Source organism: Thioclava sp. (assembly GCF_048263065.1).
Taxonomy (GTDB): Bacteria; Pseudomonadota; Alphaproteobacteria; order Rhodobacterales; family Rhodobacteraceae; genus Thioclava.
This window is the reverse complement of the sequence record NZ_JBLXEM010000006.1, coordinates 161,986-174,282: the sequence shown is the minus strand read 5'-3', so window position 1 is coordinate 174,282 and position 12,297 is coordinate 161,986. Positions and strand designations below refer to the sequence as shown.

The 12,297-nt window shown below is 60.3% G+C and carries 14 protein-coding genes and 1 tRNA gene; 7 read left to right on the top strand and 8 right to left on the bottom strand.

Annotation, left to right across the window (positions count from 1 at the left end; translation table 11 throughout):
- The first annotated feature begins 37 nt into the window (after positions 1-37).
- Positions 38-445, top strand: coding sequence for a hypothetical protein (locus ACN0SD_RS10855; protein ID WP_417808261.1), 408 nt, complete (start codon positions 38-40; stop codon positions 443-445).
- A 22-nt stretch (positions 446-467) separates the two neighbouring features.
- On the opposite strand, the gene ACN0SD_RS10850 is transcribed toward ACN0SD_RS10855, so the two are convergent.
- Positions 468-551: transfer RNA gene (locus tag ACN0SD_RS10850), tRNA-Tyr, on the bottom strand.
- A gap of 144 nt (positions 552-695) precedes the next feature.
- On the opposite strand from ACN0SD_RS10850, the gene rlmB reads away from it, so the two are divergent.
- Entirely contained in the window at positions 696-1,472 is a 777-nt protein-coding gene (gene rlmB / locus ACN0SD_RS10845; RefSeq protein ID WP_417808260.1) for a 23S rRNA (guanosine(2251)-2'-O)-methyltransferase RlmB, read from the top strand.
- 177 nt (positions 1,473-1,649) lie between these two features.
- Positions 1,650-2,075, top strand: coding sequence for a CoA-binding protein (locus tag ACN0SD_RS10840; RefSeq protein WP_417808259.1), 426 nt, complete (start codon positions 1,650-1,652; stop codon positions 2,073-2,075).
- On the opposite strand, the gene hrpB is transcribed toward ACN0SD_RS10840, so the two are convergent.
- Positions 2,072-4,504 carry an ATP-dependent helicase HrpB gene (gene hrpB / locus ACN0SD_RS10835; protein ID WP_417808258.1) on the bottom strand — a complete coding sequence of 811 codons (2,433 nt, stop codon included), beginning with the start codon at positions 4,502-4,504 and terminating at the stop codon, positions 2,072-2,074. The genes ACN0SD_RS10840 and hrpB overlap by 4 nt on opposite strands.
- Positions 4,505-4,510: 6 nt before the next feature.
- A complete protein-coding gene (locus ACN0SD_RS10830; protein WP_417808257.1) occupies positions 4,511-5,260 on the bottom strand; it encodes a DUF3108 domain-containing protein in 750 nt (249 codons plus the stop codon).
- A 128-nt stretch (positions 5,261-5,388) separates the two neighbouring features.
- On the opposite strand from ACN0SD_RS10830, the gene meaB reads away from it, so the two are divergent.
- Positions 5,389-6,375, top strand: a complete 987-nt coding sequence (gene meaB, locus ACN0SD_RS10825) for a methylmalonyl Co-A mutase-associated GTPase MeaB (protein ID WP_417808256.1) — start codon at positions 5,389-5,391, stop codon at positions 6,373-6,375.
- Positions 6,376-6,384: 9 nt separating this feature from the next.
- Here the strand turns inward: meaB and ACN0SD_RS10820 are convergent, their stop codons facing one another.
- From ACN0SD_RS10820 to ACN0SD_RS10810, 3 genes are all read right to left on the bottom strand, one after another.
- On the bottom strand, positions 6,385-6,936 hold the full coding sequence (locus ACN0SD_RS10820) for a copper chaperone PCu(A)C (protein ID WP_417808255.1): 552 nt from the start codon (positions 6,934-6,936) through the stop codon (positions 6,385-6,387).
- 151 nt (positions 6,937-7,087) lie between these two features.
- A complete protein-coding gene (gene rpmB, locus ACN0SD_RS10815) occupies positions 7,088-7,375 on the bottom strand; it encodes a 50S ribosomal protein L28 (protein WP_038128638.1) in 288 nt (95 codons plus the stop codon).
- A 216-nt stretch (positions 7,376-7,591) separates the two neighbouring features.
- The gene (locus tag ACN0SD_RS10810) at positions 7,592-8,287 is read right to left on the bottom strand and encodes an NAD-dependent deacylase (RefSeq protein ID WP_417808254.1); all 696 of its coding nucleotides are present in this window, start codon (positions 8,285-8,287) and stop codon (positions 7,592-7,594) included.
- Here ACN0SD_RS10810 and ACN0SD_RS10805 point away from each other — a divergent pair.
- Entirely contained in the window at positions 8,286-8,771 is a 486-nt protein-coding gene (locus tag ACN0SD_RS10805) for a low molecular weight protein-tyrosine-phosphatase (protein ID WP_417808253.1), read from the top strand. The two genes, ACN0SD_RS10810 and ACN0SD_RS10805, sit on opposite strands and share 2 nt — an antisense overlap.
- Before the next feature lie 13 nt (positions 8,772-8,784).
- Here the strand turns inward: ACN0SD_RS10805 and ACN0SD_RS10800 are convergent, their stop codons facing one another.
- On the bottom strand, positions 8,785-9,099 hold the full coding sequence (locus ACN0SD_RS10800; protein WP_417808252.1) for a hypothetical protein: 315 nt from the start codon (positions 9,097-9,099) through the stop codon (positions 8,785-8,787).
- 217 nt (positions 9,100-9,316) lie between these two features.
- Positions 9,317-9,505, bottom strand: coding sequence for a heavy-metal-associated domain-containing protein (locus tag ACN0SD_RS10795; protein ID WP_417808251.1), 189 nt, complete (start codon positions 9,503-9,505; stop codon positions 9,317-9,319).
- Between the two features lie 142 nt (positions 9,506-9,647).
- Here ACN0SD_RS10795 and lepA point away from each other — a divergent pair, with 142 nt between their 5' ends.
- Together lepA and ACN0SD_RS10785 are read left to right on the top strand one after the other, a co-directional pair.
- A complete protein-coding gene (gene lepA, locus ACN0SD_RS10790; protein ID WP_417808250.1) occupies positions 9,648-11,447 on the top strand; it encodes a translation elongation factor 4 in 1,800 nt (599 codons plus the stop codon).
- 152 nt (positions 11,448-11,599) lie between these two features.
- Positions 11,600-12,280 carry a hypothetical protein gene (locus ACN0SD_RS10785; RefSeq protein WP_417808249.1) on the top strand — a complete coding sequence of 227 codons (681 nt, stop codon included), beginning with the start codon at positions 11,600-11,602 and terminating at the stop codon, positions 12,278-12,280.
- Positions 12,281-12,297 lie beyond the last annotated feature (17 nt).

Below are 12,297 nucleotides of genomic sequence, written 5' to 3'. Positions count from 1 at the left end.
AGCGCGAATGTTAGGGGGCGAAAGTGGGTGAGGGCGGATGATACGCAAGCTATTGGCGATACTGATGATTTCTTGCGCAACCCCAGTGGGCGCACAGAACTTTACCACCGCTGGAGAGGTTCGCCCGATCTTGGATATGACGCGCGGCTCTTGGGTGGCGATCCGCGACTATGGCGGAAAAGACCTGATTTACTTTACGCATCTCTTGGCATGGCGCTGCGGCTTGCGCGAAATCCGCTATGGATTGAACGGCGCCGCCCCCAGCATCGCGTTCAAGATGGAGCCCTGCCACGAGGGTAGCGCGCAGCCCAACGCATTGTCGGGCGATGACGTGTATGTCACGCAGCCGGCAGGATCGGTCACAGAGGTACAGGTGAAGCTGATTTACGACGATGGCAGCAGCGAAGAGGCCCGCTTTGCACGCGACGCCATCTTGATACAATAATCACCAATTCCAAAGGGGGAAATGGTGGGTGACCCTGGAATCGAACCAGGCGTGGGTCGCCCCGGCGGAGTTACAGTCCGCTGCCGCACCTTGCAGCACGTCACCCGACGCTGGGGCGGGAGATACAAAAGGGGGCAGGGGGCGTCAAGAGAGAGTTTGACGAAATATTAGCCCGTCGCATGCGTGCTAGGCGCGCCGGGCTTGCCAAGCGGGCGTTGAGACGCCATTGCGGGGCCAAAGGAGAGCTGCGATGAAAAAACCGACTTGGGTGATCGATAAAGAACGTGCGCGGCGCGCGTCGGCCTCGGAAACGGTGTGGCTTTTCGGGCTGCATGCGGTGCGCGATGCGTTGCAAAACCCGATGCGCGAACGGCTGCGGCTGGTCTGTGGCAAGAATGCCGCCGACAAGTTGGCCGAGGCGATTGCGGTATCGGGCATGGAACCCGAGATCGTCGATGTGCGCAAATTCGGCAATCATGTGCCAATCGCGACTGATTCCGTGCACCAAGGGGTCGCGCTAGAGGTCAAACCGCTGGATTGGGGTAAGCTGCGCGATGCGTGCTCGCATGCGCGTCTTGTTGTGGTGTTGGATCGCGTCACCGACCCCCATAATGTGGGTGCTGTGTTGCGCTCTGCCGAGGTGTTTGGCGCGGCGGCGGTGATCGCGCCGCATCGCCACTCTGCACCTGAAACCGGGGCCTTGGCGAAAACCGCAAGCGGCGCGTTGGAACGTCAGCCCTATATGCGCGTCAAGAACCTGTCGGATGCGATGGAGGAGTTGCGCGGCATGGGCTTCCGGCTGCTGGGACTTGCAGGTGAGGCCAAGATGACGCTCGCCGACGGGCTGGCCGAGGCGGGCGCTGATCCGATTGCGTTAGTGCTGGGGGCCGAAGGGCCGGGCATGCGTGAGAAGACACAAGAGACCTGCGATCGGCTGGTGCGAATCCCGTTTGCGGGCGAATTTGGCTCGCTTAACGTGTCCAACGCGGCGGCGGTATCGCTGTATGCCGCGGCAAGCCGGATGTGATCACAAAAATGCGAGCGGACAGGTGCGCCCCTTTAACGGTGCAAATTGATACCCATGTTATTAAACGGAAGCGCGATCTCGGAACCTTCGTGCTTCAAGTTCACTGTCCCTCGTTCCGCCACTTCAGCGCCCCGACCAGTGATGGTTCGGGCGCTTTTTTCTGACTTGGAGGCTTTGATGACCGATGCTGATCTGCGTGATATCCTCAGCGAAACCCGCGTGATTGCCGTGGTGGGGATTTCGAACAAACCTGAACGTCCCTCGCATGAGGTTGCGCAGTATTTGCAAACCAAGGGCTATCGCATTGTGCCGGTCAATCCGGGGCTAGCGGGGCAAACACTGCTGGGCGAGACGGTGTATGCCGATTTGGGCGCGATTCCCGATGATTTGGGCGTGGATATGGTCGACATCTTTCGCCGATCTGAGACCGTGCCCGAGGTTGTAGACGACGCTTTGGCGCATTTGCCCGGCCTGCGCACAATTTGGATGCAGTTGGGCGTGGTGCATGAGGGCGCTGCCGAACAGGCGCGCGCCAAGGGGATTCGCGTGGTGATGAACCGCTGCCCGAAAATCGACTATCCGCGAGTGATGGCAGGGGTCTAAGTGCCGCGCGGTTTCGCGCGCAGCGTTGGGTCGGCCTCACGCGGGTCCTCGGGCCACGGATGTCTTGGATAGCGCCCGCGCATATCCTTGCGCACATCGCTATAGGACCCATCCCAAAACCCCGGCAAATCCATCGTGACCTGAATCGGTTTCTGCCCCGGTGATAGCAGCGTGACACGCAGCGGCAGGCATTTCGGCCCAACCGTGGGGTGGGTGGTGACGCCAAACATCTCTTGCAGGCGGATCTCGATGCCGGGCGCGTCGCCTGCATAATCAATCGGCACGCGCCGCCCCAAGGGCGTTTCGAAATGCCCGGGCGCGAGGCGGTCGATCAGTTGCATTTGCTCCCAATCAAGGCTTGCGCGCAGGGCCTCGGTCACGTCGAGCTTGCGCAAGTCTGATTCCGTGCGCTTGCCCTTCAGGTAGGGTAGCAGCCAGTCTTCGGCGCGCGCCAGAAGAGCCGCGTCGGTGAAATCTGGCAATTCCGCGCCTTGGCCGCGCAGCAACTCGACGCGCGCTTGCAAGCGCTGGGCGGCAGGCGTCATCGGCAGCCCGATCTGGCGCAACCCGTCCAGCGCGCCTAGTGCAATCGCCTCACGCGGGGCGTCTTTCCAAATCCGGTCATCCAGCACCAGCGCGCCAAAGCGTTCCTGCTTGCGCGCTACCACACGGCCCTCACGCTTGGACCATTCGCACACATCGTGCCAGTCGATCTGATCGCCAAACAGCGCGCGGATCTGTGCCTCGGAGATCGACGTGCCCTGACGCACGCGCGCCTCACGCGGATCGCCGTCCAGATCGGTCGCTACGATCAAGCGTTGCGCACCCAGTGGATCGCCCTCGGCCACCACGGCCCCCTTGCCGCCCGACAACACATAACGCGGCGCATCGCCCTTGCGGCGCAACCCGATGCGGTCAGGATAGGCGAGCGCAGCTTGGGCCTCGGGCGGAAGCGAGTCGGGGCTGTTTTCGACGAGGCGGGCCAACCGTTTGGCCTCGGTTCGGATGCGCTCAATCGTAGCGCGATGGGCCTCGGGGCCGGGGGTGCGGATCGCGGCGAGGCGCAGCAACAAATCAGCAGGCGCGCCGCGCAAGGGGTCACGTTCGGCCAGCAGCGCGGCCAGCGGTGCCGCCTGCGCGCCCGCCGTTAACAGCATATGACCCAAGCGCGGATGCAGCGGCAGGCGGGTCAGTTTGCGCCCGTGCGCGGTGATCTGCGTGCCGCTTAGCGCGCCCAGATCGGCCAGCAGGGCGCGCGCCTCGGCCAGTGCAGGCGCGGGGGGCGGCGTCAGAAAGGCCAGATCGCTGCCGTCGCTGCCCCAAAGTGCAAGTTCCAGCGCAAGGCCCGTCAGATCGGCGACCTCAATCTCGGCCGGCGCAAAAGCGGGCAGCGCACCCTCGGCCCCTTTGGTCCAGAGGCGATAGCAAATTCCCTCGGACACGCGCCCAGCGCGACCCCGCCGCTGCTCGGCCTCGGCGCGGCTGACGGGTTCGGTGACAAGCCGCGCCATTCCCGAGGCCGCATCGAACCGCGCCCGGCGCGAGCGTCCGCCGTCGATCACCACGCGGATATCCTCGATGGTCAGTGAGGTTTCCGCAATTGAGGTCGCCAGCACCAGTTTGCGCCCCGAAGCGCAAGGCGCAATCGCTGCGCGCTGGGCGGCAAATTCCATCGCGCCAAACAGTGGACGAATTGCGATATCGGCAGGCAGACGCCCTTTCAGCAGCCTTTCGACGCGACGAATCTCGCCCTCGCCGGGCAGAAACGCCAGCAGCGAACCGTTGGTTTCCCCAGCGGCCTGCTCGATCAGCCCTGCCATCGCGCCCTCAAAGCGCATCGTGCGATCCACCGGGCGGGCCAACCAACGGGTTTCAACCGGATAGGCGCGCCCTTGCGAGGTGATGATCGGGGCATCATCTAGCAGGGCGGCCACGGGGTCTGCGTCCAAAGTGGCCGACATCACGACTAGCGCCAGATCGGGGCGCAACGCGGCGCGCGCCTCCCAAATGAGCGCAAGGCCAAGATCAGCATTTAGCGAGCGTTCGTGAAACTCGTCGAAAATTACGCATCCCACGCCCGCCAGTTCGGGATCAGATTGCAACATGCGGGTCAGGATGCCTTCGGTCACCACCTCGATTCGCGTGGCGTTCGAGGTTTTGGTTTCGCCCCTGATGCGATAGCCCACGCGCTGACCCACGCTCTCGCCAAGGCTTTGCGCCATGCGTTCTGCGGCAGCACGCGCGGCCAAGCGGCGCGGTTCCAGCATCACGATGCGACCGCTGATCTGCTCAAGCAGCGTCAGCGGCACCCGCGTGGTTTTCCCCGCACCCGGCGGCGCCATCAGAACCGCGCGGCCATGTGCAGATATGGCCGCCCGCAGATCGGGCAGCACCGCGTCAATCGGAAGAGGGGCGTCGGTTGGGCTCACGCCCCTTTATTGCCGTTTCAAACGGCCTTTGCCATAGATCGTGTCGGTTTCGATCTCATTCACCTCAAGACGACCATTGGCGGTCGGGGCGTAGTGCAGGGTAAAGGGAAAGCGGCTTTTCTCGGCCAAGTCCTTGGCAGAAAATCCGGCAAGACGGCGATACTCGCCCGAACACACCACGCCATCCCCTTCAGGGCGGGCATCAAACAGTCGCACCTGCGAGCGCTTTGATCCGTCATACATCTTCACGTCCAGCTTGCAGGCCTCGTCGCGGTTAACATTGCGCAGCACGGCATAAAGCGCGGTCAGCGGGTCAATCGTGCCGCCTTGTTTCGCGGCATCCACATCTGTGTCGCGGGGCTTGCGCGGAGGGTTCTGGCTAACAGCAACAGGTGTGCCGTTTTTATACACGATTTCATGGGTGGATTTTCCGCGCGGCGTGTCGGATTTCTCGGAGAACCGCATCGGAGTAAACTGCCCGTTGCGATAGCTGCCCGAGACGGTTGCGTCATAGCGAATCTTGCGTAGAAAGCCGACAAGCCCTGCGGTTTGTAATACACCATTGGCCCCATAGGAGTTGCCCACAATTTTGCCGTTGATCACCAATTCGCCCGCGCGCAATCCCTTGAGGACAACGTCGAACACGATCTGATCGCTTTGATCTGCGCGGACGGGCAGGGTAGGTTGAATAAACGCGAGAGCTGAAAGCAACGGCAAAACAGCCGCGCGGCGGGCGCGAATTAGGGCGGAAATCATGATGCTCCTCATGGGGCAAATCGTCTTTGAGACTGGACATAGCCTGCGCAGAGCGGGCAAGTAACCGCAAAGCCTTCACCTTTCGTATCAAACCTGACACGATCTCGAAAATCAGCGAAAGCCCGCCGATGACTAATCGAACACCCGCCGACCTTGCCCCACGAATTTTTGACGGCGACCGCCGCGCCTTGGCGCGCGCGATTACGCTGGTGGAATCGGGGCGTGCAGATCACCGCGCGCAGGCGGGTGAGTTGTTAGAGGTGCTGGCGCAATCGGGGCGTCAGGCGTTGCGGATCGGGCTGTCGGGCACGCCGGGTGTGGGCAAATCCACCTTTATCGAGGCGTTCGGCCTGATGCTGACGGGGCAGGGTCTCAAGGTGGCGGTGCTGGCGGTTGATCCCAGTTCGTCGCGCTCGGGCGGCTCGATTCTGGGGGATAAAACCCGGATGGAGCGGCTGTCGCGCGATCCCAACGCTTTCATCCGCCCCTCGCCCTCGCAAACGCATCTGGGCGGCGTGGCACGGCGCACGCGCGAGGCAGTGTCGCTATGCGAAGCAGCCAACTTCGACGTGGTTCTGATCGAAACGGTGGGCGTGGGTCAGTCGGAAACGCTGGTTGCCGAAATGGTCGATCTGTTCGTTTTGCTGATGGCTCCGGCGGGCGGAGACGAGCTGCAAGGGGTCAAGCGCGGCATCATGGAGATGGCCGATCTGATCTTGGTGAACAAGGCAGATGGCGATCTTAAGCCCGCGGCGATGCGCACCGTGTCGGACTATTCTGGCGCGCTGCATCTGCTGCGCAAACGACCGCAAGACCCGCCAGGATTTCCCAAGGCATTGCCGGTCTCAGCGTTGGAAGATGAGGGCTTGGCGAAGGCGTGGGAAGAGATGACCACGCTCGCCGATTGGCGGCGTGAAAACGGTTATTTGGAACGCCGCCGCGCCGAACAAGCGCGCCATTGGTTTGAGGCCGAGGTGCGCGAGGGGCTGTTGGCGCGGTTGCGCGATGATCCGACTATCCGTGCACAGATGGAAGCGTTGGGTGCGACCGTGGCGGCCGGGGAAAGTGCCCCGTCAGCCGCCGCAGCGAAAATGCTTGATCTGTTGCGTCACTAAACCCTCCGCTTACATATCGCTTTCGGTTTTGTTCATCTTGGGCTCGCCATGGGTTATCTCGCCATGGGTCATCGTGCCGTGCTCAATCGTGCCGTGGGTCACCGGGTCGTCGTCCATTTCCATGCCCTGATCGCGCTTAAGATCGACCGGAATCTCGATTGTCATATTGCCAGCCCTCTCAAAGTGCAGCGTCACACGCACTAGATCGCCCTGATTGAGCCCGTGGTTCAGGCCCATGAACATCACATGATCGCCGCCGCGTTTCAGGTCATGCTCGCCATGAGCGGGAATCACGAAGCCCTCTTTGACCTCAAGCATCTGCATCTTGCCATCCCCCAGATCCTTGTGGGTGTGCAGTTCGACACGCGCGGCCACATCGGAACTGGCAGAGACCAGACGGTCGTCGAGATCGGTAACGTTCTTGATTTCCATAAACGCTGCGCCCGATTTCGACATCGGGGTCGAGACGCGGACATAGGGATCGGTGATCTCGATCTGATCGGCAAAAGCGGGCAAAGCCAGCGCGGTTAGTGCGGCGGCCATCAGGGTTTGGCGAAACATGTGGTCTCCTTTTGGGGGGATAGGTGTTCTGTGCGTTGCTGGCACCCTAGCGAGCGCGGCGTGCGATGAAAAGTCACTCACCACAGCCGCGACATGCAAAAACCCCGCGCCAGAGGCACGAGGTTTCTACAAATTCGTCGTTTGGCAAAACTCAGGCGGTGGCCTGTGCCTTGGCAATCGCTTTCTTGATTTTCAGCGCCTTGTCGGACAGTTCAATGTCCTTCGCCTTGGCGAGATAGGTATCAAGGCCACCACGGTGGTCAACCGAGCGCAGGCCAGCAGCCGAAACGCGCAGTTTGAAGCTTTGACCCAGAGCATCCGAGATCAAGGTGACATCATTCAGGTTCGGCAGGAAGCGACGACGCGATCTGTTCTTCGCGTGGCTCACTTTGTTGCCCGTGATGGGGCCCTTGCCGGTCAGTTCGCAAACGCGCGACATGGCATTTTTCCTTCGTTTCTTACCTGGCCTAAGATGCGAATCGCGCCTCGGCCCCAACATAGAAAGGCGCCGCGTTAGGCAGCGCCCAGAATTCTGTTGGCGGGAGATACGAGGAATGGCGCCCCGCGTCAAGCGGGTCAGCGCGGTTTTTGCCTGTCTATTCTGCGAATTCGTCGAAATAATCTGCTGCCATTTCTGCCATAGCAAATGCGCTGCTTACGCGCGCGCCAGTCGTTCGCGCACCCACTGGGGCACAATCTGCGTGGCTGGCCCGTGATGGGACGTGTCGAAAAGCTGAGTACCCGTTGATGGCTCTAGGTTCAGTTCTAGCGTCTCGACCCCGGCCTCAGTCGCGCCTTGCACGAACCCGGCAGCCGGATAGACGTTGCCCGAGGTGCCAATCGAGACGAACAAATCCGCGTCTTCGAGTGCGGCAACGATTCGCTCCATCTGATAGGGCATCTCTCCAAACCAGACGATATCGGGGCGCGTTGCAGTGCGTCTGCAGGCAGGGCAAGAATCGGTTGCAGTCATCACCTCGGGGGCGGGCCAGCGATGCCCGCAGGCATGGCATAGCGCTCCAAATAGCGAGCCGTGCATGTGAATTACGTTTTGCGATCCGGCGCGCTCGTGCAGGTCATCGACATTTTGCGTGACGATTAGTACGTCGTAGCGCGCATCGGCTTCTAACTCGGCCAAGGCAAGGTGGGCGGCGTTGGGCTGGGCGACACGCGCGGCGGCGCGGCGGGCGTTGTAGAATTCATGTACCAAGGCGGGATCGCGCGAAAACCCTTCGGGCGTCGCGACATCGTCGATTCGGTGTTCCTCCCACAGCCCATCTGAGGCCCGAAAGGTGCGAATCCCGCTTTCGGCTGAAATCCCGGCGCCTGTCAAAATGACGATCTTGGCCATGCCCGTCCCTTCTGCTAACTGTGCCCCTATGCGTATCCTGTTTCTCTGTCTTGGCAACATCTGCCGCTCTCCCGCCGCAGAGGCGATCACCCGTGCCAAGGCGCAAGCCGCTGGGCTGGATGTCACCTTTGATAGCGCGGGGACGGGCGATTGGCATATCGGCGCACCGCCCTACGACCCGATGATCGAGGCGGCGCAGGCGCGCGGCTATGACCTCAGCACGCTGCGCGCACGCCAGATTGACCCGCGAGATTATGCGGGCTTTGATCTGATTCTGGCGATGTATGAGAACAATCTGCGCGATGTGCTTGATCAAGCGCCGCGTGACATGCAAGCACAGGTGCAGATGTTTCTAGAGGGGCCGGCAGGCCCGCAAGACGTGCCCGACCCCTATTTTAGGCGCGATTTCGAAGCATCGCTCGACCTGATCGAGGCGGGTGCCGATGCGTTGGTGGCAGACCTGCTGGCCGATCAGGCAAAGTGAACTGCCCGGCGGATTACTGGCTGCAATAGCCTTCGGCGGTCGAGGCGAAGTTCTTGTAGCGCGCCCAGAAGTCATTGTCCGATTTGCTGTCGGACATGCGCACGACTTGCGCGCGGTCGGGATCATGGAAGAAGCCAGCGGCGCGGCGCTGGTCACGATTGCTCAGCGTCATGTCTGCCACTTGCTGGATGCAGCCGCAGGTCGCGGCACTATTGCTGCGCCCTGCTTTCATGCAAGCGCTGTCGATTGGCCCAGCCGAAACCATCGAGGCAAACCCGATGGTGGCACCGAATGCACAGAGTGCGAGCTTCATTTTTTTGATAGTCATTTGCACTGCCCTCATTTATGCGACCGGCTGATTTTCGCCTGATCTGCTTATTAATTGCTTAATTTATAGCGGCAAATCTAGGTTTAGGCAATGCGGGTGGCAAAAATAGGCCCATCTTATCGATGTGAAGGAACTCGTGTTCAATCTGTCGGGGGTGTCCCCTTTCGCGCCCCAAGATGTGGTTTGAGAAATGCCGAACTCAGGGCACGCGGCAGAGCTACTCTGTCGGCGTTGCCTCATACCCTGCGGCCTTGAGTGCGCTGAGAACGGTGGCGGGGGGGAGGCCGGACACCTCGACCTCGCAATCTTCAAGATAGACATCGGCGCGCCCGCCGACCTCTTCAATGGCGGCCTCGATGGCGGCTTTGCAATGGCCGCAGGTCATGTTGGGAACGGAATAGATCATCACAGCTCTCCTTGTCCTGACCTTGCCTGCGCGCGACATGAGCAAAGGTCAAGGGCTGCATGTGCGTCGGGCTGGTAGGCTTTGCTGGAACGGGCGCGCAATCCCTCTTCCCGACCCCCAATTTCCACGATATACGCGCGCCATGACCGATATTGAACGCATCAGAAACTTCTCCATCGTGGCCCATATCGACCACGGTAAATCCACCCTCGCGGACCGGCTGATCCAGCTGACCGGGACGGTGGCCGAACGCGATATGAAGGCGCAAATGCTCGACGCGATGGATATCGAGCGCGAGCGCGGCATCACCATCAAAGCCAACTCGGTGCGCATCGATTACCCGGCCAAGGACGGGCACACCTATGTGCTCAACCTGATCGACACCCCCGGCCATGTCGACTTTGCCTATGAGGTTAGCCGCTCGATGCAGGCGGTCGAGGGGTCTTTGCTGGTCGTGGATGCCTCCCAAGGGGTCGAGGCGCAGACGCTCGCCAATGTCTATCAGGCGATTGATGCCGACCACGAAATCGTGCCGGTGCTGAACAAGATCGACCTGCCCGCCGCCGAACCCGAGCGGGTGATGGAGCAAATCGAGGACGTGATCGGGATCGACGCGTCGAACTCGGTGATGATTTCGGCCAAGACGGGGCTTGGGATTCCCGATGTGCTTGAGGCCATTGTCACTCGTTTGCCTGCGCCCAAAGGGGACCGCGATGCGCCGCTCAAGGCGATGCTGGTCGATAGCTGGTATGACAGCTATCTCGGCGTTGTCGTGCTGATCCGCGTCATGGACGGTGTCGTCAAAAAGGGCGACCAGATCAAGATGATGAAGACGGGCGCGGCCTATAAGCTGGACCGTCTGGCCGTGCTGAAACCGCAGATGGTCGAGATTGCCGAACTCGGGCCGGGCGAGATCGGCGTGTTCACCGCCTCGATCAAGCAGGTGCGCGATACTAAGGTCGGCGACACGATCACGCATGAAAAGAAACCCTGCACCACGGCGTTGCCGGGCTTTAAGCCCTCGATTCCGGTGGTGTTCTGCGGCCTCTTCCCGGTCGATGCCAATGACTTTGAGGCGCTACGCGACGCCATCGAAAAGCTGCAACTCAACGATGCGAGCTTTAGTTCGGAAATGGAAACCTCGGCGGCGCTGGGTTTCGGCTTTCGCTGCGGCTTTCTGGGGCTGTTGCACCTAGAGGTGATCCGCGACCGCCTTGAGCGCGAATATGATCTTGATCTGATTACCACCGCGCCCAGCGTTGTGTTCAAACTGCATATGCGCGACGGCGAGGTCATCGATCTGCACAACCCCGCCGACATGCCCGACCTGACGCTTGTCGATCATATCGAAGAGCCGCGCATCAAGGCGACGATCCTCGTGCCCGACGAATACTTGGGCGATGTGCTGAAACTGTGCCAAGACCGGCGCGGCATCCAGATGGACCTGACCTATGCCGGTTCGCGCGCGATGGTGGTCTATGACCTACCGCTCGCCGAGGTGGTGTTTGATTTCTACGACCGTCTGAAATCGGTCACAAAGGGCTATGCCAGCTTTGACTACCAGATCACCGGCTACCGCGAGGATTTCCTCGTGAAAATGTCGATCCTCGTGAACGATGAGCCGGTCGATGCGCTCTCGATCATGGTGCACCGCGACCGCGCCGACGCCCGAGGCCGCGCGATGGTCGAAAAGCTTAAGGACCTGATCCCGCGCCACATGTTCAAAATCCCGATTCAAGCCGCCATCGGAGGCCGCGTGATCGCGCGCGAAACGCTGTCAGCGATGCGAAAGGACGTGACCGCGAAGTGCTATGGCGGCGACGCCACCCGCAAGAAGAAGCTGCTGGAAAAGCAGAAAGCGGGTAAGAAAAAGATGCGCCAGTTCGGGAAAGTAGAGATTCCCCAGTCAGCGTTTATTGCTGCGTTGAAGATGGATGAGTGAGACACGACCCCGCTAACGGCGGGGTCAATTCTTTCCAGTGGAAAGAATTGAGTGTCGAACGCCCGAGGCTATGCCGAGGGCTGGGCGTTATTGTCGTTGTCCCGATTAGGTGACAGTCTTAAGCCCACAGCGTGTATACTTGATTGAGACAAATGAGTTTTCCTAAACAAACAATTGCGCGGATAGGATTCGCGCTTTCTGCGATGGGCGCATTGGCGTGGCTGCTTTGGCCGCGTTCGACAGGGTTTTCACTTGAGCCTGAGCCGCTTTTCACGTTTTTGACTGCGCTGGCAGTTTGGGGGTTCACAGAGTTCAAAACGAGCGAGGAGTTTGTTCGAGCTGTGCCCTCTACAGGCAATGATATTGCTCGAACGAGAGAACTCGCCGCATATCATAGGTTTCAACTTCGGCATATCCTGCATGATCAGGATTTGGGGGCAGGAATTGAACCGCGATATCTCAGTGAGGCGGGTATGCTCCTCCATGAAATGGAGACTGGCGCATTCTTTTTCCATAACAGTTCTGCGCAAACCCTTTTGGATTCCTTCAAACAAAGCCTGTCTGCATTTGTTTGCTATTTTAGTCTGCATTCCACGCCAGAGCGCTATGGTTCGGTTACCCTTCAGCATGTGATCCCGTATCGCACGAAAATTTCGGAAGCTGTCCCTCAGCGACACTACAACGAGATTGAAGAATCGAACCGCCTCGCTAGCCTTGCTTGGGGTGATTTCGATGCTTTGGTTGGCTGGTTGCGGGAAAATGTCGTCGAAGCCTTTGACGTGCCCCTAGAGCAAGTGTGGAGAGCGAAGCCTGACATTTATTCCGACGAATAGTGATGCAGCAAATGCGT